Consider the following 23,311-nt stretch of genomic DNA (forward strand, 5'->3'; position numbering starts at 1 on the left):
GTGTTCGAGAAGATCCTGGTCACCGATGGCACGGCCTTCCGGCGATCGGTGACCGGACGGTGAACGGTGTCGTCCTGTGCCTTGACGCCCACTACGTCTGGCCCACCTGCGTGGCAGCCCGGTCGCTGGCCCGCAGCTGGCAGGGACCGGAGCCGCTGCACCTCTACCTGCTCTGCGACCCCGGCGTTCTCCCGGACTCGCTGGCGGCACTGACGGCCGCCGCCGCTCCGGCGACGGTGACCGTCATCCAACGCGACTTCACCTTTCCCGACATGCGGATCGGCTACATCACGCCGATGGGGTACGCGCGGATCGTCGCACCCGGCCTCATCGACGCGGACCGGCTGCTCTACCTGGACTCGGACATGATCGCCCGCGTCAGCGTGCACACCCTGCACCGGCCGATCGCGCACGACTACCCGGTCGCGGCGGCACGCGACCCGTACATTCCCGAGCTGGGCAGCCCGCACGTAGAGACCGACCGGTTCCCGCTGAGCGGCCGGGCACCCAGCTTCCCGTACTTCAACTCCGGCCTGCTGGCCATCGACGTGGCACGCTGGCGGGCCGAGCGGCTGACCGAGCGGGCCGCAGAGTTGATCGCCAACCCCGACTGGCGCCCCTTGTTCGGAGACCAGGACACGCTGAACTACCTGCTCGGCGGCAGGTTCGAGTTGCTTGATCCACGATGGAACGTGATGCCGGTCAGTGTCGTGCAGCAGCGCCTGGACTTCACCTACCACGGCGAGCGGTACGTGCCGATGCCGTACCAGGTGGATCTGGAACGGGCGCCGTTCATCACGCACTACGCCACCGAGGTCAAGCCCTGGACCGACGCGTTCCCCGACGGCATGCTGCGCCGCCGATGGCATGCGGTGGCCGCTGAGGCCGCTGTGCTGATCGAGGCCGCCGGCGTGCCGGTTCCCACGGTCAGCACGACGGTGCGCCCGGCGGATTCCCACTGACTGTCGGACGTTCGCGATGAGTGGGCGCTACCGCTGCACCGGTCGATTCCGGCGCTGCCGCCCGTCCCGTTCTGCCGCGCCCGCGGGCGCGGCCACGAGGGCGTCCCACTCCCGACTCCCACAGACCGCACCGAGTCGCCCAACCGTCAGCCCGGCATGGGACGCTCGAGCTCCACGACCAACGGGCCACGCCCCGGGACCCCGGACACCACCCCCACAGCCGCACAATTCCTTGGCATGACAGCACGACACCCCCGAACCCACATCCCTTGTGCCCGGAGGAACGCAGACCATGGACCGCGCAACTCAGCTCATCCAGGATCGCAGTGCCCCGCCGGCCGCCCTGGTGATCTTCGGTGCCTCCGGTGACCTGACCCGGCGTAAGCTGCTGCCCGCAGTCGAGAGCCTGGCTCGGCACGAGCGGCTCCCGGACCAGTTCGCGCTGGTCGGCGTCGCGCGCACGCCGATGACCGACGAGCAGTTCATCGAGAGCGCCCTCGGCGAACGTACCCTCGCCAGCAAGCGCCAGCTCCAGGGCGGCGTGCGGTACGTGGCGGGCGGCTACGACGACCCGGAGACCTACAAACGGCTCGCGGTGACCCTCGACGAGCTGGACGCACAGCGGGGCACGTCCGGCAACCGGCTCTTCTACCTGTCCACCCCCGCCGGGGCCTTCGAGCCGGTGATCAACGGACTGGCCGGCGTCGGGCTCAACCAGCCACGCGAAGGCTCCTTCTCCCGCCTGGTCATCGAGAAGCCGTACGGGCGCGACCTGGTCACGGCCCGTGAGCTCGACCGCGTCGTGCACAGCGCGTTCGACGAGCACCAGGTCTTTCGCATCGATCACTATCTGGGCAAGGACACCGTCCAGAACGTGCTGGCGCTGCGCTTCGCGAACTCAATCTTCCAGCCCATCTGGGATCGCTCCTGGGTCGACCACGTGCAGATCACCGTCGCCGAGACCCTCGGCGTCGGCAGCCGCGGCGGCTTCTACGAGGACGCCGGCGCGATGCGGGACATCGTGCAGAACCACGTGCTCCAGGTCCTCGCGCTGGCACTGATGGAGCCACCGGCCTCGTTCGAGGCTGAGGGCCTGCGCAACGAGAAGGTGAAGCTGCTGCAGGCGATCCGGCTCCCCACCGACCGGGACATCGCCGAGGCCGCGGTCCGGGGACAGTACACCCGGGGCGGCACGCGCGAGGATCTGATGGCCGGCTACCGCGAGGAGGCCGGCGTGGACCCTTTGTCGCGCACCGAGACCTACGCCGCTATGCGGCTCAACGTGGACAACTGGCGCTGGGCCGGGGTGCCGTTCTACGTACGCACCGGCAAGCGCCTGCCGGCCCGGCTCACCGAGGTGGCACTGCAGTTCCAGCGGCCGCCGCACCTGCCGATCCCGACCGACCAGCTCACCGGCCTCGATGCCGACGCGCTGATCCTGCGGATCCAGCCGAACGAGGGCATCTCGCTGCGCTTCGGTGCCAAAGTGCCGGGCCACTCCTTCCGGGTCCGCACCGCCACGATGGAGTTCTCCTACGACCAGACGTTCGTCGAGGAGTCCCCGGAGGCGTACGAGCGTCTGCTCCTGGACGCGCTGATCGGTGACGCGTCGCTGTTCATCCGCAGCGACGAGGTGCAACAGTGCTGGCGGATCGTCGACCCGATCATCGAGAACTGGGAGAAGGACAACTCGCCGATCCCGACCTACGAGGCCGCCTCCTGGGGCCCGACCGACGCCGATCGGCTCATCGGCCGGAACGGCCGCAAGTGGCGCAACTCCGCGTGACCCTGCCACAGTGCCGATGCTGCCCTCCCCGCAGTGGATGGGCAGACCAGAGAAACATCCCCGCCGGGCCGTCCTCGACGCCATCGTGTCGAGCGTGAAGGGCACCGGCACCGCGCCCGGACAGGCAAAATGACGAGAGAGCACTAAAGTATGGAAATGCACGATGAACTCCGGCTCGCCCCGACAGATGGCACTGACGGCACCACCGAGCAGCGGCTGATCGCGTTGCTCGACGAGGGACGCGCCGACTACCGTTCCCTCGATCACCGGCCGGAGGGGCGCACCACCGAAGTCAGCGCCTTGCGGGGCCACCCCGCCGGGCAGGCGGCCAAGTGCATAGTCGTGCGTCTCAAGATCACCAAAAAGGAATCCCGGTACGTCCTGGCGGTCGTGCCCGGGGACCAGCGCCTGAACCTCGACCGGCTGAAGGAGCGATACCAGGCGCGGCACGCCATGTTCGCCGATGCGGCGACGGCCGAGCGGTTGACCGGGTCGCCAAGCGGCACCATCGTGCCCTTCACCTTCGGTGCGGCGCTGGACCTGATCGTCGATCCCGGGCTGCTGGAGCACGAGAAGATTTTCTTCAACGCGGGCGCGCTGGAACGCTCCGTCAGCCTGCGGACCGCCGACTACGTCCGACTGGCGCAGCCTTCGGTGCACGCCATCGCCGAGCCGGAGCCCGGGGTACAACGGAACGGAGAGCCGTCCTTGTAGAGGGCGGCCTACGGCAGACGCCGCGCCGTGAGAACCGGAACGGCGTCGTCGGTTCCGCCGACCGGCACGATGGCTTCGGACGACGCCGACCGCGGGAGGCGCACCGCACCGACCGCGACCCCGGAGATGACCAGCACGCTGGCCAGGATCGTGACGGCGGTAAGGGGTTCACCCTGGAAGACGGCCGCGGCGCCCAGACCGAACACCGGTATCAGCAACGCGTAGGGGGCCACCGAGGTGGCTCCGTGGATCCGGATCAGGTATCCCCAGATCGCGTAACCTAGCAGGGTCGCGACCCAGGCCACGTACACGGCGGCGACCACACCGGACACCGACATCGAGCGCAGCGCGGCGAGGTCGTCCTGAACGCCCTCGAAGACGGCCGAGAGGATCAGCAACGGAAGGGGAGGAACCACGCTCACCCAGACCATGAACCGGAACATGTCCGGCGGGTTGGCCTTGCGGGTCGCGATGTTCGCCAGTCCCCAGCAGGCGGCAGCAGCCAGCACCAACAGGAACCCGGCGACCGGCGTCGTCCCACCGAGCCGCGTGCCCACCAGGACGATCCCGGCCATGGCGACGCCCAGGCCGACCAACTGCACCGCCCTGGGCCGCTCGCGCAGCAGCAAAGTGGCGAGAACAATGGTGAACGCCGCCTGACTCTGCAACACCAGGGAAGCAAGTCCGGCGGGCATGCCGACGTGCATCCCGATAAAGAGGAAACTGAACTTCAGCACGCCGAGCACTATTCCGACGATGAGAACCCACCGCCAGGCGACCCGCGGCGAACCGACGAAGAAGACCGCCGGTATCGCGGCGAGGATAAAACGCAGTGCGGAGAAGAGCAGCGGCGGGAAGTCTTGCAGACCTACATCGATGACAACGAAGTTCACGCCCCAGACCGCCGCGACGAAAACGACCAGCCCGACATGAGTCGGCTTCATCGTTATCTCCTCACCGCCCATCCTCCTACCCGGCGCGCGCCACCGGACCGGACCCATGATGTCTCATCCGGCGCCGCCGCCAAGGACCCGAAGGCTGACACTTTCTAATGGGAGTTCGTTAGCATGGCTTCACTACACGATCTGGGCCGGCTGCGTGCGCTGCACGCCGTGGCAACCTTCGGTTCCATCAGCGGGGCCGCGTCGGCGCTCGGCTACACGCCGTCCGCCGTGTCACAGCAGATCGCCAAGCTGGAGCGGGAGGCCGGCGCCCCCCTTCTCGACCGCGAGGGCCGCCGGGTGGCGCTGACCCCCGCTGGGCAGATCCTCACGCAGACGGCGGGGGAGGTGCTGGCGGCCCTGGAGCGGGCGGAGACCCGACTGAAACTCCAGCACGGAACGCCGACCGGCCGCCTCACGCTCGCCGCCTTCCCGACGGCCTGCCGAGGACTCCTGCCGGACGTGCTGGTGGAGCTGACCCGCCGGCACCCCGGCCTGGACCTCCGCGTGTCGGAGGTGGACCCGCTCCGCGGCGTCGACCTGGTGGCCGAGGGAGAGGTGGACGTCGCCGTCGTGCACGACTGGCACAACACCCCGCTGGTCCTCCCCGACGGCTTGCGGTGCACCCCGTTGGGCGACGACGTCGCCGACGTGCTCCTGCCGGCCGGGCATCCATTGGCAGGCCGGGACGAGGTCTCCGCCGATGACCTGGTCGCCGAGCGGTGGATCAGCCAGCGTCCCGGATCGATGTGTCACGCGTGGCTACTGCGGACTTTCGCCGAGCGGGGCCGGCAGCCCGACATCACCTGCCAGGTGGACGAGTACCAGTCCCAGGTGTCGTTGGTGGCCGCCGGGCTGGGCGTCGCGTTGCTGCCCCGGCTGGGCCGTGGGCGCCTGCCGTCGGAGGTCGTGGCACTGCCGCTGCGGCCAACCAGCTCCCGGCAGATCATGGCCGTGTGGCGGGCGAGCACCAGCGACCGGCCGGCGATCACCGCCGCCCTCGACGCGTTGCACGAAGCATCCGCTGCGCGGACCGCCCACTCTGATTCCCCGAATGTCGCGACGTCCGCACGACGTTCGACGACTGGCTGACCAGGAGCCTTTCGGCCATTTCCGATAGGTCGAAGTGATGCGCTTGGGCGGGGCCAGGTTCAAACTACGAGATTGCGGCTTGACCACCTGGCACCCCCTCCCCCATTGTAGGGATCGAACGGGTTGCCGGACGGGGGCGCAATTGAGGTTCAATCACAGGGCCGCTCCATGGTGGGCCGCCGATGTCATTGCCGATGCTAAACGAAGTCTTATCCGATAGCTGTTCGGCTTCTCATTTCCCGGGTCCGGTCGTAACGGACGACGACAATCACCCGATGCCAGGAACACAGTAAAGGCACGCCATATCCGTACGCCCGGGCAATTCCACCTTCGCCCGGTCGTCGGTCATATGCGCCTGCCCTATCGCGTGCGGTCCCTGACGGGACGGCCACAGGGAAGGTGATCGATCTCAATGGTGACTCCGACAGTCGAGCGCTCCCCCAGCCGGGTCGCAACCCGGCGGGCCGCGTTGACCGCCCTCCGCTCCGCGATGTCCCGCGAGAACCTGACCAGCGCGGCGCGTTGCGCGATGCGCCTGTACGCCGCGCTGCCCGAGCCGGCGTCGCTGAACCGCAACGTCGTCCTCGTCGCCTACGGCGGCGGCAAGGACAGCTCGTACACCCTCGCCTTCGTCCGGGCGATGCAGCTCGTCCTCGCCGAGATCTACGGCAGCACCTTCCGGATGCGGGTGGCGACGAACCGGCATGCGGGTATGCCGCGCGCCGTCATGGAGAACATCGACCGGGCGTACCGGGCGCTGGGCCTGCTCGACGACCCCGACTGTGAACTACTGGTGGTCGACGGGTCGGTGGTGTCGACATTCGACGTCGACCTGCCGCAGCGGCGCGAGGTCGTCGAGCGCAATCGGGTCGACATCCTGATGACCGGCCACCGCACCGCCGCGGACGCCAGGCCCACCTTCTGCAACGCCTGCAACCTCAGCATGGTCAACGCCTTCGGGCTCGCCGCCGCCCACGACGGCGGGGTCAACGTGATCATCACTGGTGACTCGCAGACGGAGCAACGGGACTACTTCCTGTGGGTCACCCGCCTCGCCCGGCGCTTCGGCCTGCAACCGTCGCCCGACCACCGGAGCGGCTTCAAGGGCTTCCTGTCCTCCCTCGACAAGATCTCCGGCGCCTACTTCGCGGACATCCACGGTGCGGACGCGACGGACACCATCGCCGAGCGGGCCATCACCACCGACGTCCGCACCGATCTTCAGTTCTTCTCCATCTACGACGACACGGCATACGCCTCCGGGGACCACTGGGATCTGCTGACGGAGTTCCTCGGCTTCGTCTTCGACGACGTCGCCTTCAGCTTCACCGAGTCCGACTGCGGCAACCCGGCGCTCATGGCGCACCTGCGGGCACTGAAGACCGAGCGACGCCACGGCCGGACGTACGCCGAGGGCCTGGCCGAGTACGTCGACTTCGCTCTGGGCCTGATGCACCAGAAGGAGTTCCCCGACCGCCTCATCACGGTGATGCGGGAGCGCTACGCCGGTGCGGCAGCCGTAGCCCGGATGCGCTCGGCGATGCAGGCGTACGCGATGGAGGCGTACGGCCTGACCGACGAGCAGCTCGTCGCCATGGTGTACGCGCCGTTCACGGAGAAGGGCCTGCACCTGGACCGCTACCTGAGCAATGAGCAGCCGGATCTGGTGAGCTCGACCGAGACCATCCACGATCTGCTCGCCGAGGACGTGGTGCCGCCGGCCGGGGACGTGGCGGCCCTCGCCGGCCGGCTTCAGCGCGTCACCGGACTCACCCTCGCACAGCTGCGGTTGCTCTATCGCAGCTCGCTGCGGCTGCCGTCCACCACGCCGGTCAAGGGCGAGCTGATCGACGCGATCCTGGAGGGCGATCCGCACAAGAAGGTCGTCCTCAGCCTGCGGGGAGCCGACGGCCACGCGGTTCCCGAACTGCTTTCCGGGCGATGACCGGCGTGGCGCCGCAGTCGGGTGGATCCGACTTCGTACAGGTGGGGGCCACCCGGGACGGGCTCGACCCGTACCTGGACTGCGCCCGGTCCCGGCGGATGCGGGCGGTGCTGGTGGAGACGGCCAGCTACCTGCGCCGACGCCGCGACCTCGGCCGCCGGCAGTTCGACGTGGAGCTGGCGGTGTCGCGCCCGGAGGACCCCCGGCAGGTCATCGCCGCGTTGGCGGAGGCCGGCATCGCACCGGCCCTGCTGCTCACCGGTTTCGAGCGTTACGTCGACGCCGCGTTCACCGCGGCGCGGTCCCTCGGCACGGCGCCGTGGCCGCGGATGGGAGCCACGTTCGAGCCACTGCACAAGCAGGAGCAGCGGGCCGCGCTCGCACGGGTCGCGCCGGAGCTGCCGCAGCCCCGCAGCGCTGTGCTCGCCGCCGACGGTGGCGTGTCCCGGACCGACCTGGCCTACCCGCAGGTGGTCAAGCCGGTTGACGGCGGCGGCGGCCTGGGGGTGTTGCTGGCCGCCGACGAGGCTCAGCGTCGGCAGGCGTTGTCGGTGATCACCGGCTTGCGCAACTACGGCGGCGCCTCGTTCGAGGCGGTCATCACGGAGGAGTTCGTACGCGGTCCCGAGGTCTCACTTCAGGGCGTGGTGCGGGCCGGACGCGTGTACCTGCTCAGCGTCTGCCACAAGTTGACCGCTGTGGAGCCGCAGGACGCCCCGGGTGCCACCGGGCTGTCCGGGTTCCGCGAGATCGGCCACGTCGCCGAGCATGGTGACCACGCGGACGCCGCGCTGCACCGGCTGGCGCGGTCCGCCGTCGAGGCGGCCGGCTACCGGGAGGGCCCGTTCCACCTCGACGCCATCCTCGGCGACGCCGGACCGGTGTTCGTCGAGATGGGTTTCCGGCTCTCCGGTGGCGGGCTGGTGGCGCTCGTGGCCGCCGCGACCGGCATGGACTGGGCCGACATCGCCGTCCGGTGCCATCTGGACGACACGCCACCGGCCCTCCTGCCGCCCCGCTCGCGTCGCGGGGTCGCCGGTCAGGTGTCTCTCACCTCGCCGCAGGAACTCGCCGTCGCGGAGGCGATGGCCGACGTCGACCCCGATGTACGGATGCTCCGCCTGCCCGCGCCGCCCGAGCGGGACCTGCCGGCGGTGGACCGCGCCGCACTGGCCTCGGACGTGCTGCGGCATGCCGGCGCCCTGGGCCGACTGTTGATCACCGGCGACCACGTTGACGAGGTGCTCAAGAACCTGCGGTCCGTCGTCGCCGACCGATGGGAGGGCTGATCGTTCATGTGCCGACTACTGCTCTGCGTGGGAGACTTCGACGTCCGTGAGATGGTGGACGCCGCCGTCGCGATGGCCTGCGGACGCACCGCCACGCACGAGGGCCCGGTGCGGGTCCACCCCAACGGCTGGGGTGCGGTGTGGAGCGCCCCCGACGCGCCACACCTGCGGACGCATCGCGACGTGCGGCCGATCGAGGAGAGCGTCGGTGAGTCACCCCTCATCGGCCTGCGCTCCACCTTCCTGGCCATCCACACTCGCCATGCCACGCTCCCGACCAACCATGGCCTGGAGTTCACCCACCCGTTGGAACGTGCCGGGGACTTCCCCTGGTACTTCATGCACAACGGGTTCATGCCCACCGTGTACCGCCGGCTGGGCCTGCCCGCGTCCCGGTTCGACTCGCTGGAGTACTTCGACTACATCGTCCCGCCCGGGGCCGAGGCCCTCGACCCGGTGGAGACCCTGACCAGGCTGCGGGCCGTCCCGACCGGAGGCACCTCCGGCAACGCGATCGCGGTCAACCTCAACGCGGCCTACGTCGTGCACTGGAGCCCCGCCGACAACGACCGCCCGATCTACTTCGGTATGTCCCGGCTGGACCGTCCCGGAGCCACCATCGTGTCCTCGGAGATCATCCCGGCGCTGGGCGCGGTGGACAGGTGGACTCCCCTGCCGACGGACCACGTGCTGGAACTGCCGCTGCCCGCTGCCGCCACCGCATCCCGACCCGAAGGAGAACGTCAGCATGTACGAGTCTGAAAACTGGAATCGCGTCGTCGTCGACGTCCGCACCACCCGCCCGTCCGGGGACCTACTCCGCCGGCTGGTGGACGGCGACGTGGCCGTCGTCGTGCTGCGCAACCTGCTTCCCGACGAGGTCTTCGCCGAGAATCGAGCTCGGCTCCGGGAGGTCTTCGATTCGGCCTCCACCACCACGTACGCCAACGGCGCGCTCACGACCATTGGCCCGTACCTGGCCAAGTACCTCGACGACTTCGAGGGTTACCTCCAGGCCGCGAAGGAGGCCAAGGTGATGCTGGAGGGCGTCTCATTCGACCTGGCCCAGCACGTCCGGGACGGGCTGCGGGTGCAGTTCGGGCTGAGCAGCCTCGAGCCGGCGGCGCAACCGGGGCGGGGCGAGTACGCGGAGTCGGTGATCCGCATCCACGCCGACGGCGTCCGCAATCCCCTGCACAACGACAACATCATGCGCGATGCCGCGGGCACCGAGGTGGCCCTTCAGGATCTGGCTTACCAGCTCAGCTGCGTGGTGTGCATCCAGGAGTGCGACAGCGGCGGCGAGTTGCGGATCTACCGCAAGCCCTGGGCGGCCGCCGACGAGCAGTACAAGATCCAGAGTGGGCTGGGCTACGACGAGCAGGTGGTCAGGGACGTGCCCGGCCACGAGTTCCGCCCACAGGCGAACGACGTCTACCTGATCAACCCCACCCGGTACCACTCGATCGAGCGGGTCTCCGGCTCCGACCGGCTCACCATGGGCTTCTTCATCGGTTTCGCGGACGACACGCTCGACTCTGCGGTGGTCTGGGGATGAGTCCCGAACCCTCGGACAAGCATCATCCGGTGCCCACCGCGGCGGACCGGCTGCTGAACCTGCTCGAGGAGGGCGGCGCACAATACCGGCTGATCCGGCACGCCCCGGAAGGCCGGACGGAACGGGCGAGCCTGCTGCGCGGGCACCCTCCGGAGCAGGCGGCGAAGTGCATCGTCGTCCGCGTGAAGATCAGCAAAAGGCAGGTTCGTTTCGTCCTGGCCGTGGTGCCCGGCGACCGGCGCGTCGACCTCGACCGGATCCGCGAGAGCGTGGGCGGCCGCGACGCGGGCTTCGCCGACCGGCAGACCGCCGAACGGCTCGCCGGCACCGTCAGCGGAACCATCATGCCGTTCGCCTTCGACGCCGAGTTGGAGTTGATCGTGGATCCGGCCCTACTGGAGACAACCGACATCTTCTTCAACGCCGCAGCGCTGGACCGCTCCGTCGCCCTGCGCACCACGGACTATCTCCGCCTGGCCAGACCCACCCTGCTCGACATCGCGCAGGGGCCGGGGCTCGACCGGACCGCCCCGATCGAACAGGTGGCGTAGGCGATCCGGCCGGTGGCGCCGGCTCCCGATGCGGTCGGATCCGCTCGGACCGGACCCGGCGCCAGCGCCATCGGCCGGATCGCCGACCGGCGGCACCCGTCAGCCGGCGCTGATCGACGCGGCGATCCGTGCACAGTGGTTGATCACCTCACCGACCCAGACCGCCGGGCGGGCCCGGTCGGGCCGGCCATCGTCACATCTTTCAGTGCCGCTGGAAGGTGGAACTGGGCGACGAGGCCCGGGGCGGCAGTGGCCTTACCGGCCCCGTCGGCACCTTCGACGGCAAATAGCCGTGCCATTTTCTCGACCGTCCCCGACGGGGCATGTGATCCAGTCCCTGGAATTGTTGTGGCGGTGAATTCGAACGGAGCCGACAAATCCGTTGTCGACGTCGGCTGTCACCCTCGTGGCCGTGAAAAGACATCATCCTCACCACACGGCGACGGCCGATATCCGCATAGCGGTCCCTGCCTGCCGATAAGATGTTGCGCGGTTGCATCGGCGGCGGGCTCAAGCCGGCCGGGTGTCCGCATGCTGGACACCCAGCCCGGATGCAGCACCCGCCCGGCCTCGTCGAGCCCGGCCACCCACCGGTCCGGCCCGCGAAGCCCGTCACCGGGCAGATGCCGCACCCCACGTCCAGACGAGGCGAGCGCCCGCGGGCAGCAGTGTCATCACGGCTCCGCCGCGGCGCCGGCCCTGGCCTCCCCGCCTCGCGGGGCGTCATCCGTGGCCGCCTCGTGGTCGTAGTCCAGCACGCCGGGCAAGCTGCCGGCGCGGCGGGCACCGGGACATGACGTGCGGCCCGCAGGCACGCTCAGCCGGCGGACGACATGGCCATCGAATCGCTGCCCAGGTAGCCCAGCAACGGCAGGCCAACCCGGTCCAGCTCGTACAGGACCCGGATGCCCGCCCGCCGGCGCTTGACCACTCCCGCCGCCACCAGCACGGCCAGGTGCTCCGACACCGTGCTGACGGCGAGGCCCAGCTCAGCGGCGAGAGCCGAGGTGGTGGTCGGCACGGTGACACCGCGCATGATTGCCGCCCGGCTGCGGCCCAGCAGGATTTCCAGACGGTCCTTGCGCCCCGTGCCGTCCGCCCGGCCGGGCTCCAGGGCGGCACCGCTCAGCACGGCCGCACCGCAGGCCTGGTAGGAGAAGCACACGACGCCGTGCGGGGCGGTCGCCGTCAGCGACGGTCCCCGGCCGAAGAGCAACGGGACGATCAGGACCCGCGACATCGGCTCGGACGCCGACGGCGGCGCCCCGACGCCAGGCGTGCCCACCTGCGGCAGTTGGGCGTGCAGGCTGTCCAGCAGGCTTTCCGGGCCCTCCGTGGCCAGTACCCGCGACCGGGCGAAGATCTCCGCCTCATAGGTCGAGCGTATGGCGGTGGCATACCGGCGCAGTGCCACCTCCCAGTAGACCGCCACCATGTCCGCGAGCTGGTCGAGGGCTTGCTCGGGGCACTCATGAAGGGAGCGCAGGGCACGCGACTGGAGCCCGCCGCCCCACTGCTCGAGCTCGGCACGCACCTGCGCCGGCGGCACTGCCCGGAGGTCCGCCAACTCCTCATCGAGGGTGGGCGACGCCGATCTCGGCAAGGGCGTGACGAACGACGGCAACATGCCGCCGTGGATCTGCAACAGGTCCCGCAGCCAGGGCGTGAGTTCCGGTCCGTCTCGCTTGATTGAACGCCGGGTGGCCTGCAGCCAATTTCCGTAAGGCCACGGTGCGGCATTTCGAGCACTGTAGACCAATCGGATACTGGCGAGAGATTCCCACAATGAACTGCAGGAGATTCTGACCGAGCAGTGTTTACTTTCACTCAACGCGAACGTCGACAACGAATTCCTCCAAGCCCCCGTGTCCGCCGACAACTCCCGGCGGAACCCACACCAGCTTTAATCAATCCGGATCGATCAGGCAACATTCTCCCGCGTGCTGGGATAACTACGGTGCGCAACAATCCGCGCTAAGTCCATTCGGCTGTGACTTCCACCTCACCGGCGCGGCGTACCAGGTCCATGTTGGCCTGTGGGCGCCTGAGCGCGAATCGGCGCACCAGCACGCTGACGGGAGCCCGACCAGGACGATGGCGGCGTGGTCTGTCGCAGTGACGAGTCCGATCTCGACCCGATCGGCCACGACATCACCAGGGATTCTCCGGGGTCCCGCCGCAGGGGCAGCCGGTCTAGGTCAGAGCCGGACCGCGGCGTGGAAGCCCCGTTCGTACCAGAGCAGGGGCCGTCGAGCCGCATCCCGGAGGACCATGCTCACCTCACCGACCACGAGGTCGTGGTCGCCGACCGGTACCACCGCCTGACGGGTGCAGCGGTACTGGGCGATCGCCTGATCGATGGCGGGGAGACTGGTACCCGGGAAGGTCGAGTCGGTGTGGTTGGCGAACTTGTCCGGTCCCAGACGCGCGAACCGGGAAGCGAGTTCGCGGTGCTGCTCCGCCAACACGTTGACGACGAACTCCTTCGCCAGCACGAAGGCTCCGTGCGACCGGCTCGCCCGATCGATCGCCACCGAGACCAGCGGTGGACTGAGGGACAGCCCGGTCACCGCGCTGGCGGTAAAGCCCCAGCGGCGCCCGTCAAAAAGAGTGGTCACGATGGCCACCGGTGCTGCCAGCAGCGCCATCGCGTTGCGGAACTCATCCGCGCTCACCGGAGGTGCCGCCGCTCGGTCCGGCGCGTCCGCCGTCATCTCGATCCCCCACTCACGTCCGCACGGCCGCGGGCCGCACTGTCCGGTGGTGCGAACACCTCATGGAGCAATGGGCCGCCGTTGGTCCGGATATCGGTTCCGGACATGCGCAGCGACGGACCAAGGTCAGCAACCGGGCGGTCCTGGCGGCACTGCGCAGTCTCGTGACCAGGTAGCCCGCGGGCAGGTTTCCAGGGCGTACGTGGCGGCGAGGTGTCGGATGTCGCGCTCGACCTCCGCAGTGCTCGCTCCGGCCAGCACGAACCTGCCCGCACTGGGGAAAGCCGTGATGTCGTCGTTCAGCGTCTGGCCGATGTTGGGGATCTCGGACAGCACCACGGAGTCCGGGCAGGTGTCGAGGCCGCGGATGCGCTTGACGACGCAGGGCCGCATCTCCGGCAGGGCCGGGTAGAGCCAACCGGAGGCTCCGACCTCTGCGTACCCCAGGATGTCGGTGACGGTCCCGACCTCGGACGGCAGGCCCATACAGGCGAGGACGGACTCGCGGACCAGGTCCACGCCGTAGACGGCGCGGATGGCCTCACCGATGTAGGCGCCACCGAAGCGGTTGGCGACCTCAAGGAAGATCAGCTCATCGTCGGGGGTGAGGAACAGCTCCAGATGGAAGGTGCTGGTGTGCAATCTCAGCGACTTCAGCACGAGGGCGGTGAAGTCGCTGATCCGCGCCAGCGTCGCCGCGTCGTCGAACGTGACGGACGAGAGGTGCTCCGTGCCGGTCCGGAAGTTGAAGCAGTCGCCGATGTACCGGGAGGCGCTGATGAAGCGGATCTGACCGTCCCGGACCACGCCGTCGACGTGGCACACCTCGCCCGCGACGAACTCCTCCACCTCGTGATCGTCGGGGATGCCGTGCGCCTGGGCGTACGTGAGGAACTCCGCCGCGTCGCGGAAGACCCTGATGCCGAAGCTGCCGGCCTGGCGTTGCGGCTTCAGGACGATCCCGCCCGGCACGGCGGCCGCGATCCTCTCCAGGTCGGCGTACGGGGTGGCTGCGCCGACCGCCCAGAACGCGGGAACGCGTACCCCGCCGCCCCGCATCGCCTCCTTCATGCGGACCTTGTCGCGGCAGAGCACCGCCGTCTCGACGCCGACGCCCGGAATGCCGAAGTGCTCGCGCAGCCGGGCCGCCGGCAGGGTGACGTGCTCGTACATGGCGACGACGGCGACCGGCGGACCCAGTTCGACGGCGAACTCCTCGACCAGCGGGATCATCTGGTCGAGCGCCCGGTCGTAGTCCTCGAAGTCCAACGTGTGCGGCACGTCCAGTACGCCGATGCGGACGAACCGCTGCCGCGCGGCGGGTGACATCTGCTCGACGACGTGCCGGTGCACCAGCAGGGACACCTGGTGGTCGCCGAACTCGATCGAGTCGAGGTGCTGCTCGGCGAAACCGAGATGGACAACGTGGCGGCTCGTGTTCTGCACGGCGTCAGGCTCCTTCGGAGGTTCTCCTCCCACAGGTGGGAGATGGGCGGGCCGGCGCTCAGTCGGCGTGCAGGCGTCCGAAACGACGCACGGCGATCCAGAGGGCGCCCAGGGTCAGGGCCACCAGATAGGCCACTTGGAGCAGTTGGGCGGCACCGACCCGCCCGACGCAGAACGCCCTGACCAGTTCGTTGGACGCGTACAGGGGCGAGAGCTCGACCAGGTGACCGATGGCCGGCGGGTAAGCCGACGTGGGGAAGAACGTGCCGCTCGCGAGGAAGAGCACCAGCGTGCCGAAGCGGACCGGGTCGAGATCCTGCCAGTTGCGCATCACCGTGGCGATCGCGACGCCGATGGCCGCGAAGGCGAATCCCACCACCAACGCGGCCGGTACGGCGAGTGCGGCCCAGGGGGATCTGAGGCCGCCGCACACGCCGATGATCACCAACATCACTACCGCGTAGACCACACCCCGGAGCTGCGCCCAGACGATCTCTCCGGCGACTATGCCCTTGATGTTCATCGGCGCCGACAGGAGCTGCTTGTAGAGGCGTCGGTAGCGCAGCTTCCAGAAGAAGTTCACTGTCGAGTCGTACAGGGCGCCGTTCATGGCGGATGTCGCGATGAGGGCCGGGGCGAAGTAGACGAGGTACGGCACCGTCTCGCCGCCCACCTCCACCGGCCCGAGCAGCGAACCGAGACCTAGTCCGATGGAGAGCAGGAACAGGACCGGTTCGATCATGCCCGACAGCAGGACCGACCAGGTCTTCCGGGCGACCAAAAAGTTCCGCTCGACTACCGCGCTGACATCCGTGAGAATTGCCGACTTCATAGGGTCAATCGCCTCTTGAACATCCGCTCGGCCGCGACAGTGCCGAGCAGCAGGTAGCACCCGAGGACCAACAGGTGCAGCAGCGCCGGCCGGAGGTCCGCGTGGCCCGTCATCAACTGCCGGCAGAGTTCCGCCCCGTTCCAGAGCGGCGTGACGGAGATCAGCCACTGCAGCACGGTGGGGAAGACGCTGACCGGGTAGAAGATCCCGGAGAACAGGAACAGCGGCGTCACGACAAGGCGCGTGAGAGTCGTCAGGCTCGCGTCCCGCGTGATCGCGGCCGAGAACGCGAGGATGGGCGCGGCACACGACATGCCGGTGAGCACCGCCACGAAGAGCGCGACCACCGCCCACCACGAGGTGACGATCCCGAGGGCGCCCAGCACCGCCAGGAAGATCGCACAGTTGATGGCGACACGCAGCGCGATGAAGGCCAGGTGTCCCGCGTACGCTCCGCGGTAGCCGACCGGTGAGGACGCCATGCCGTGATACGTGCGGTCCATCCGCATCGCGGTGGCTACCGGGTACGCCGACACTTCGGCCGCGGTCTGCAGCGCCCAGCCGGCCAGCAGACCCGGGGCGACGAACACCACGTAGTCAACCCGCTGGGTGTGGGCCTGGACCTGCAGATCGAAGCTCGCGCCGAGGCCGAGCCCGAGCGTCGCCAGGTAGAGCAGCGGCGCGAGAATCGAGCTGGTGAGCGTACCTCGCCAGGTGCGGCGGTACTGGAGCAGCCAGTGTTCGCAGGCGACAAGGATCGAGGGCATCGTCACCCCAGCAGGCTCCGGCCGCTGAGCCTCAGGAAGACGTCTTCCAGCGAGCCACGCCGGACCAGGCAGGCCCGGGGATCGACGCCGAGGTCGATCACCGCGCGCAGGGCGAGATCACCGTCGTCGACGTGGAGCAACAGCCGGTTGGGCAGCTGCTCCATCCGATTGCCGATCTTGCCGACCAGCTCCGCCAGCGCGGACACGTCCGCTGCGCCGCTCGCGCGGATCTCCACGACGTCCTTCGACGCATAGCGCGTGACGAGCTCCTGCGGAGCGCCCTCGTCCCGGAGGCTCCCCCGATCCATGAGCAGAATCCGGTCGCACAGCTGCTCGGCCTCGTCCATGAAGTGGGTCGTCAGGATCAACGTGACGCCACGAGTCTTCAGCATCGCCAGCCGATCCCAGAGCACGTGCCGCGCCTGCGGGTCGAGGCCGGTCGTCGGCTCGTCGAGCAACAGGACTTCCGGCTTGCTGACCAGGGCACGGGCGATACTCAGTCGCCGCTTCATCCCTCCGGAGAGGGTCTCTACGCGGGAGTCCGCACGATCCGACAGCTTGGCGAACTCCAGCAGCTCGGCGCTGTTCTCGCGGATCACCGCACGGGGCATCCCGAAATACCTGCCGTAGATGTAGATGTTCTCGGCGACGGTCAGCTCCGAGTCGAGGATGTCTTCCTGATGCACGATGCCCAGCCGCCGCCGGATGTCGCGGCTCTGCTTCGCGGCATCCAGCCCGAAAATGCGCAGCGAGCCGGCCGACGGGAGGGAGACACAGCTCAGCATGCGCATGAGCGATGTCTTGCCGGCACCGTTGGGCCCCAGGATCCCGACGGACTCACCGGCCCAGATCTCCAGGTCCACCCCGTCGACGGCAGCCGGGCCGCCGTAGGACTTGGTGAGGCCCCGGGCATGCACAACCGGTGCCGGCTGCCCCCAGGACAGCGCCTGCGTCATCTCGTCTCCCCGTGAATGATGCTCCCGCCAGGTCCGGTCCGCTTCGCCGGTCGCCCGACGGCGTCAGCGGATCAGGCCGGCTTCGTCGGGCTGAATCTTCATGGCGTCCTCCGCCCAGCGGACGACCCGCTCCATCTCGGGCCGCAACCCGTCGTAGGTGGGGGTGGTCAGCGTGACGTCTCCGATGGTGTCGAACCAGCTCGTGGGAAGGGGGATCGTCGCGCCGGGGACCAGCCACTCCGGCAGGACGAACTTGAGCACCGAGGGGAGTTCGCAGCGGTCGGGCAGCGTCACCACCCTGCCGGCGCGGTACGGCAGGCCGAATCCGGCCACCGGCCGGATGTGCTCCTCTCCGACGAAGCCCAACTGCTCCGGCTTCATGCCGGTGGCGAGCCCGAGGCACAGCTTGTCGGGTAGGAGACCGGTCGCCGCACCCGCATTGGTCATGGTGAAGTGCCCGCCGGCGCGCGCGGCGATCTCGTTGAGCTGGAGCCTGCCGTTCACGTCGCCCCACACCTCGGCGTGGAACGCGGAAGTCCGGGCGTTGGGCAGGGCCGCCACGACCGCCTCGACGAACTCCACCAGGCCACGGCCGACGGCCGAAGCCGGGTCGAGCATGACGGAACCGAAGGAGCCGACGTGCTCGCCCACAGCGCGCCCGGTCCCGAAGCCGTAGTACTGCGACGGGATGAGGTAGAGGAACTCCCCGTCATGGCGCACTCCGTCGACGTGGTACATCACCGAACCCGCCATCGGCTCGGCGACGCTGTGCGCGGGCACATCGGCGGAGAGCCGGCCGAAACAGTCCGACGCTGCCTGCCGCGCGCCTGATTCGTCGTAGACGAAAGCCGCGGTCTCGCCGGCCCAGGCGGACCGGGACTTGAGGACGAGGGGATATCCCAGCTCGTCGACGGCATTCCAGAAGTCGACCGCGTCGTCGACGCGGTACGAGGGCCAGACGTCGAGACCGGCGGCGGCCACCCGCCGCTTCATCTCCAGCTTGTCGCGGTACGCCCGTGCGCTCTCGACGTCCTGGCCCTCGATACCGAATTTCTCCCGGATACGCGCGGCTCGTACGACGTCCCCCTCCCGCGGGGCGAACAGGAGGTCGTACGAGGAGTTCCGGAGCAGTTCCATGGCCCGTCGCTCGACGGCGCCGGGCGTGAAGTAGTCGGGCACCTCCTCGAGGAGTTCGACCTCCTCCGGAACCCCACCCGCCAACCTGTCCCGCACACCCTCCCTGGTCAGCACGGTCAGGCTGAGATCACCGTGTCGTCGGGCGACATCGGCGTAGTCAGCGATCATGGCGGCATTGACGTCCAACGACAGGGCGCATTCCAGGACGAGGACCCGCACCGGGCTTCCTCCAAGACGATGGCGAGATGGCTGCGCGGCCCGGCACGCCGAGCAGCGCTCTTCATTCCAGCACGCCCGGACAGCGGCCAGTAGTGACGTTTTCTTGGGGCAGACATAAGTACGGCTTTACGGCCGATCCGCCCGAAGCGGCGTCCCCAACTGGTCGCCCGCGGGCTCCGCCTCTTCCGACCGACTCCCCGCCGACGGCCGTCGAGCGGCCACGCAGAAGATTTTTTCTTTGCGGCCGGTTTCACCATCCAAGACGGCGCAGCAGAGCGGCGGTGACCGGACGATGCAGGCGTATATGCTCCCGCCATGGATCGTCCCGTGAACGTGGGTATGCTCGGTTGCGGCAACGTCGGAGCGGCTTTCGCCGAATTTCTCCTGGGTCGGGCTCCCGATATCCAGGAAATCAGCGGCATCGATCTGATACTCAAGCGCATCGCCGTACGGGACGCGGGGAAGAAGCGCTCGGGCCTGCTGACCCCGCTCATCACCGACGACGTGCGGGCGATCACCGACGCCGATGACATCGACGTGGTGGTCGAGGTGATGAGCGGCATCGAGCCCGCCCGCACGTACGTGCTCGCCGCGCTTCGCGCCGGCAAGCCGGTCGTCACCGCCAACAAGGAACTGATCGCCAAGCACGGCCCGGAGCTGTACTCCACGGCCGACGCCAGCGGCGTAGATCTCTTCTTCGAGACTGCCGCCGTCGCGTCCGTGCCGATCCTGCGCGTACTCCGGGAATCGTTCCTCGGCGAGGACATCACAAGCGTGCTCGGCATTGTCAACGGCACGTCCAACTACATGCTGACGCGCATGTCCGAAGAGGGGCTCGGCTACGCCGAGGCCCTGCGCCAGGCACAGGAGGAGGGCTACGCCGAGCCCGACCCCACGAACGACGTGACGGGCGCGGACTCCGCGTCGAAGCTGGCCATCCTCGCCTCGCTCGCCTTCAAACGCGCGATCGCCGTCGACGACGTCGAGCGCGAGGGTATCGACAAGCTCGATCGCGACGACTTCGACATCGCGGCGCGTTTCGGATACGTGATCAAATCGATCGCCAAGGCCGAGGTCTTCGGGGCGGCCGGCTCCGGCGAGCGCGAAATCGGCGTCCAGGTCTTCCCTGCCCTGGTGGACAAGAACCATCCCCTCGCCAACGTGCGCCACACGTACAACGCGGTGTTCCTCAAGGGCGGCGCGGCCGGCGACCAGATGTTCTACGGTCACGGCGCCGGACGGTTGCCCTCCGCGTCCGCTCTGCTCGGCGATCTGGTCACCGCGGCGGACCACCTGCGACGCGGCACCCACCGGAGGGTTCCGCTCGGCAGTTCCGCGGTGCTGCGACCGACCGAACGGCTGGCGCACCCCCACTACCTCAAGTTGGAGGTCACCGACGCGCCGGGCGTCCTGTCCGAGGTGTCGGGGGTGTTGGGCCGCCACCAGGTGTCCATCCGCTCCATCACCCAGGAGGACCGCGCCTCGAAGGCGCGTGTCGTCTTCATCACGCACCGTGCCGAGGAAGGCGCGATGAGGCAGGCCGTGGCGGAACTGTGCAGTCTCGACAGCGTCCTCGGCGTCGGCGGCATCCTCCGCATCGTGGAGGCGTGAGCTGTGCCCCGCTCGGAGAGCGGGGCACAGCGACCATGCGTCAGGACCGGGGGATGCCCGGCGGGTTGACCTCCGATTTCGGTAGGGCCTCCGCCTGGAGCCCCCACCTCTTGAGCACCTCGGTGTAGGTACCGTCGGCCATGACGACGTTGAGCGCCTTGGCGACGGGCTCGATCATGCCGTTCTCCTTGCGCACGGTGGCACCGATCCGCCCCTCCAGACCATCGCCACTGCTGGAGAACGTGCCGATCACCTTGGTCTTGCCGCTCGCGGCGGCGTGGTAGGCACCCGCCGGACCGGGGCCGAGGTAGGCGTCGACCCGGCCGGAACCGAGCGCCAGGTAGTAGTCGGCGGGATTCTGGAAGTTCTTCACGGTGACCGGATCGAGGTTCTTCGCGCGGTTCTGCCGGTCCCACGTCCGCAGGAGCTGTTCCTGGTTGGTACCGGCGGTCACCGCGATGGTCCGGCCGGCGACGTCGTTCGGGCCGCGCACGGTCCAGTCCGCGTCCCGGGGCGCCTCGAAGGCGACCTCGTCGGCCCGGTAGGTGGCGAAGTCGTACTTATCCTTGCGTTCCTCGGTCACCGTCACGTTGGTCATGGCGAGTTCGTACTTGCCGCTGTCCAGGCCGATGAAGATGTTCTCCCACGACACGGTGTGGAAGCGCGGCTTCAGGCCAAGCACGTCCGCGACCAGGGTCGCCAGATCGGGCTCCACACCAATCACCGTCTGGTTGTCGGTGGCGTAGAAGCTCAGTGGCGGCTCGGTGCCGGCGAGGTTGACGATGTCCAGGAACCCGTCCTCGCGGACCGCCTCGGGCACCGAGTCGGCGATGGCCGCGATGCGCTGGGCGTGCAGCCTGTCCTGGCTCGGGGACAGGTTCATTTGGGTGCCGTCGGCAGCCTTCGCCGGAGGCGCGGTCTTCTCGGACTCGGGGTTCGCACAGCCGGTCACCACGAGGGCGAGGCAACAGGAGAGGGCGGTGAGGGCTGCGGCGACGCGCCCTGACGGGTGTCTCATTCGCGGGTCCTGACGTGGGTGTCGGATGGTACGGGTCATGGGGGGGGGTGGAGCGGTCAAAGGACCTTGGCGAGGAACGCCTGGGTGCGTGCGTGGCGAGGAGCGTCGAGGAGTTGCTCGGGCGGACCCGCCTCGACGACGACACCGCCGTCCAGGAAGATCACCGTGTCGGCGATCTCGCGGGCGAAGCCCAGTTCGTGCGTGGCCACCACCATCGTCGTGCCTTCCCGGGCGAGGTCCTTGATCACCGTCAGCACCTCGTTCACCAGCTCCGGGTCGAGCGCCGAAGTGGGTTCGTCGAAGAGGAGGAGGACCGGCTCCAGGGCGAGGGCCCGGGCGATGGCGACGCGCTGCTGCTGCCCGCCCGACAGCTGACGCGGATAGGCCCCGCCCCGGTCGGCGAGACCCACGCGGGCAAGCAGCCGGGCAGCCCGTTCCCGGGCCCGGGCGGGCGGCACGCCCAGCGCGCCCACGGGGGCCTCGATGATGTTCTCGGTCACCGTCAGATGCGGGAACAGGTTGAAGTTCTGGAAGACGAAGCCGATCCGGGTACGCTGCCGCAGCAGCTCCCGGTCCCGGAGCGCGACCAGGACGCGGCGGTGCCTGCGGTAGCCCATCAGCTCGCCGTCGACCAGGACGTGTCCCCGGTCGGGGGCCTCGAGGTGGTTGATGGCGCGCAACAGGGTCGACTTGCCCGCGCCGGACGGGCCGATCACCGCCGCGCTCTCGCCGCGCCGTAGTCGGAGGTCCACACCACGCAGCACCTCCGTCCCGCCGAACGCCTTGTGCACGCCGCGTACGTCCAGGGCCGGGGTCTCGTCCTTCACGCGGCGGCCCGCCCGTCGCCGTCGGAGCCGACCCAGGCGAAACGGCGCTCCACCCGGTGCTGCACAAGGGTCAACACGGTGGTGAGCGCGAGGTACCACACAGTGGCGACCATCAGCAGCGGTACGACGCGACCGTTGCGTCCATACAGGATCTGGACGCGGTAGAAGAGTTCACCGATCGCCATCACCGACACCAGCGACGTGGACTTCAGCAGGGAGACGATCTCGTTGACGGCGTTCGGCAGGATCGCGCGCATCGCCTGCGGCAACAGGATCCGGCGCCACTGGCGCAGCCGCGGGATGCCCAGGGCTTCCGCCGCCGCCATCTGCCCGGGGTCGACGGAGGCCACCCCTCCGCGGATGATCTCCGCGGCGTACGCGGACTGATGGAGCGTCAGCCCGATGACGGCGGCGGCCATCGTGCCGATGAGGTGCAGCGTGTCGACGGACACGAGGACCGGGCCGAACGGGATGCCCAGACCGATCCGGCGGTAGAGGTAGGCCAGGTTGAACCAGAAGAGCAGTTGCACCATGAGCGGGACCGAACGCAGCGCCCAGACGTACGTCCCGGCCACACCGCGCAGCATCCGGCTGCGGGACAGCCTCATCGCCCCGATGAGGCTGCCGAGCGCGAACCCCAGGACCCCGGACACGAGCACCAGTTGGACGGTGACCCACACCGCCGAGACCACGGTCTCGCTCAGCAGGTAGTCGAAGAATGTCCCCCACTCCCAGGCCGGGTTGGTCACCAGGCCGTGCCCGAACTGAGCCGCGAGCACCAGGCCGACCGCGCCGGCCACCCATCGCCACGGTCGGGGCGCGGGTACGCGCGGCAGCGCGTCCAGGTCGTCCGGCCCGTCCGGAAGGTTCGTCGCTCGCCGCGCCTCGGCCAGCGTCGCGCCGGGCCGGCGAGGCCATCGTGCACCGAGATCCAATGGGACTCCTC

At 69.0% G+C, this 23,311-nt stretch carries 21 protein-coding genes; 10 read left to right on the plus strand and 11 right to left on the minus strand.

The features are described from left to right. The first annotated feature begins 59 nt into the window (after window positions 1-59). From AB0B39_RS12035 to AB0B39_RS12045, 3 genes are all read left to right on the plus strand, one after another. On the plus strand, window positions 60-962 hold the full coding sequence (locus AB0B39_RS12035) for a glycosyltransferase (protein ID WP_357493082.1): 903 nt from the start codon (window positions 60-62) through the stop codon (window positions 960-962). 292 nt (window positions 963-1,254) lie between these two features. After that, window positions 1,255-2,748, plus strand: a complete 1,494-nt coding sequence (gene zwf / locus AB0B39_RS12040) for a glucose-6-phosphate dehydrogenase (protein WP_357574284.1) — start codon at window positions 1,255-1,257, stop codon at window positions 2,746-2,748. A gap of 156 nt (window positions 2,749-2,904) precedes the next feature. Beyond that, window positions 2,905-3,462 (plus strand): YbaK/EbsC family protein, encoded by a 558-nt coding sequence (locus tag AB0B39_RS12045; RefSeq protein WP_357574285.1) that lies wholly within the window; start codon window positions 2,905-2,907, stop codon window positions 3,460-3,462. 8 nt (window positions 3,463-3,470) lie between these two features. Here the strand turns inward: AB0B39_RS12045 and AB0B39_RS12050 are convergent, their stop codons facing one another. Next, window positions 3,471-4,427 carry an EamA family transporter gene (locus AB0B39_RS12050; protein WP_357574286.1) on the minus strand — a complete coding sequence of 319 codons (957 nt, stop codon included), beginning with the start codon at window positions 4,425-4,427 and terminating at the stop codon, window positions 3,471-3,473. 102 nt (window positions 4,428-4,529) lie between these two features. Here AB0B39_RS12050 and AB0B39_RS12055 point away from each other — a divergent pair, with 102 nt between their 5' ends. The 6 genes from AB0B39_RS12055 (at window position 4,530) to AB0B39_RS12080 (ending at window position 10,838) form a co-directional block, all read left to right on the plus strand. Continuing rightward, window positions 4,530-5,495: a LysR family transcriptional regulator gene (locus AB0B39_RS12055; protein ID WP_357493090.1), complete on the plus strand. Its 966-nt coding sequence runs from the start codon at window positions 4,530-4,532 to the stop codon at window positions 5,493-5,495. 412 nt (window positions 5,496-5,907) lie between these two features. Then, window positions 5,908-7,440 carry a hypothetical protein gene (locus AB0B39_RS12060; RefSeq protein ID WP_357574287.1) on the plus strand — a complete coding sequence of 511 codons (1,533 nt, stop codon included), beginning with the start codon at window positions 5,908-5,910 and terminating at the stop codon, window positions 7,438-7,440. Continuing rightward, the gene (locus AB0B39_RS12065; protein ID WP_357574288.1) at window positions 7,437-8,729 is read left to right on the plus strand and encodes an ATP-grasp domain-containing protein; all 1,293 of its coding nucleotides are present in this window, start codon (window positions 7,437-7,439) and stop codon (window positions 8,727-8,729) included. Before AB0B39_RS12060 ends, AB0B39_RS12065 begins: the two co-directional genes overlap by 4 nt. 6 nt (window positions 8,730-8,735) lie before the next feature. Further along, entirely contained in the window at window positions 8,736-9,491 is a 756-nt protein-coding gene (locus AB0B39_RS12070) for a hypothetical protein (protein ID WP_357493096.1), read from the plus strand. Further along, window positions 9,478-10,287, plus strand: a complete 810-nt coding sequence (locus AB0B39_RS12075; protein WP_234580923.1) for a hypothetical protein — start codon at window positions 9,478-9,480, stop codon at window positions 10,285-10,287. Before AB0B39_RS12070 ends, AB0B39_RS12075 begins: the two co-directional genes overlap by 14 nt. 29 nt (window positions 10,288-10,316) lie before the next feature. Then, window positions 10,317-10,838: a YbaK/EbsC family protein gene (locus tag AB0B39_RS12080; protein WP_357493100.1), complete on the plus strand. Its 522-nt coding sequence runs from the start codon at window positions 10,317-10,319 to the stop codon at window positions 10,836-10,838. A gap of 817 nt (window positions 10,839-11,655) precedes the next feature. Here AB0B39_RS12080 and AB0B39_RS12085 read toward each other — a convergent pair. The 7 genes from AB0B39_RS12085 to AB0B39_RS12115 form a co-directional block, all read right to left on the minus strand. After that, entirely contained in the window at window positions 11,656-12,684 is a 1,029-nt protein-coding gene (locus tag AB0B39_RS12085) for a winged helix-turn-helix domain-containing protein (RefSeq protein WP_357493104.1), read from the minus strand. Window positions 12,685-13,036: 352 nt separating this feature from the next. Continuing rightward, a complete protein-coding gene (locus tag AB0B39_RS12090) occupies window positions 13,037-13,513 on the minus strand; it encodes a flavin reductase family protein (RefSeq protein ID WP_357493106.1) in 477 nt (158 codons plus the stop codon). Between the two features lie 165 nt (window positions 13,514-13,678). Next, entirely contained in the window at window positions 13,679-14,998 is a 1,320-nt protein-coding gene (locus AB0B39_RS12095; RefSeq protein ID WP_357493108.1) for a hypothetical protein, read from the minus strand. A gap of 58 nt (window positions 14,999-15,056) precedes the next feature. Beyond that, entirely contained in the window at window positions 15,057-15,830 is a 774-nt protein-coding gene (locus AB0B39_RS12100) for an ABC transporter permease (RefSeq protein WP_357574289.1), read from the minus strand. Next, window positions 15,827-16,597 carry an ABC transporter permease gene (locus AB0B39_RS12105; protein WP_234581252.1) on the minus strand — a complete coding sequence of 257 codons (771 nt, stop codon included), beginning with the start codon at window positions 16,595-16,597 and terminating at the stop codon, window positions 15,827-15,829. The genes AB0B39_RS12100 and AB0B39_RS12105 overlap by 4 nt, the downstream gene beginning before the upstream one ends. Before the next feature lie 2 nt (window positions 16,598-16,599). Next, the gene (locus AB0B39_RS12110) at window positions 16,600-17,553 is read right to left on the minus strand and encodes an ABC transporter ATP-binding protein (protein ID WP_357574290.1); all 954 of its coding nucleotides are present in this window, start codon (window positions 17,551-17,553) and stop codon (window positions 16,600-16,602) included. A 63-nt stretch (window positions 17,554-17,616) separates the two neighbouring features. After that, on the minus strand, window positions 17,617-18,909 hold the full coding sequence (locus AB0B39_RS12115; protein WP_357574291.1) for a hypothetical protein: 1,293 nt from the start codon (window positions 18,907-18,909) through the stop codon (window positions 17,617-17,619). A gap of 315 nt (window positions 18,910-19,224) precedes the next feature. Here AB0B39_RS12115 and AB0B39_RS12120 point away from each other — a divergent pair, with 315 nt between their 5' ends. Next, window positions 19,225-20,520: a homoserine dehydrogenase gene (locus tag AB0B39_RS12120; protein WP_234580912.1), complete on the plus strand. Its 1,296-nt coding sequence runs from the start codon at window positions 19,225-19,227 to the stop codon at window positions 20,518-20,520. A 40-nt stretch (window positions 20,521-20,560) separates the two neighbouring features. On the opposite strand, the gene AB0B39_RS12125 is transcribed toward AB0B39_RS12120, so the two are convergent. The 3 genes from AB0B39_RS12125 to AB0B39_RS12135 are packed head-to-tail and all read right to left on the minus strand — an operon-like array spanning window position 20,561 to window position 23,300. Beyond that, entirely contained in the window at window positions 20,561-21,538 is a 978-nt protein-coding gene (locus tag AB0B39_RS12125; protein ID WP_357574292.1) for an ABC transporter substrate-binding protein, read from the minus strand. Window positions 21,539-21,594: 56 nt separating this feature from the next. Beyond that, window positions 21,595-22,365 (minus strand): amino acid ABC transporter ATP-binding protein, encoded by a 771-nt coding sequence (locus AB0B39_RS12130; protein ID WP_357574293.1) that lies wholly within the window; start codon window positions 22,363-22,365, stop codon window positions 21,595-21,597. Then, complete coding sequence (locus tag AB0B39_RS12135; RefSeq protein WP_357574294.1) at window positions 22,362-23,300, minus strand: amino acid ABC transporter permease; 939 nt, start codon at window positions 23,298-23,300, stop codon at window positions 22,362-22,364. The genes AB0B39_RS12130 and AB0B39_RS12135 overlap by 4 nt, the downstream gene beginning before the upstream one ends. Window positions 23,301-23,311 lie beyond the last annotated feature (11 nt).

It is taken from the genome of Micromonospora sp. NPDC049114 (assembly GCF_040648635.1).
Lineage (GTDB): Bacteria > Actinomycetota > Actinomycetes > Mycobacteriales > Micromonosporaceae > Micromonospora.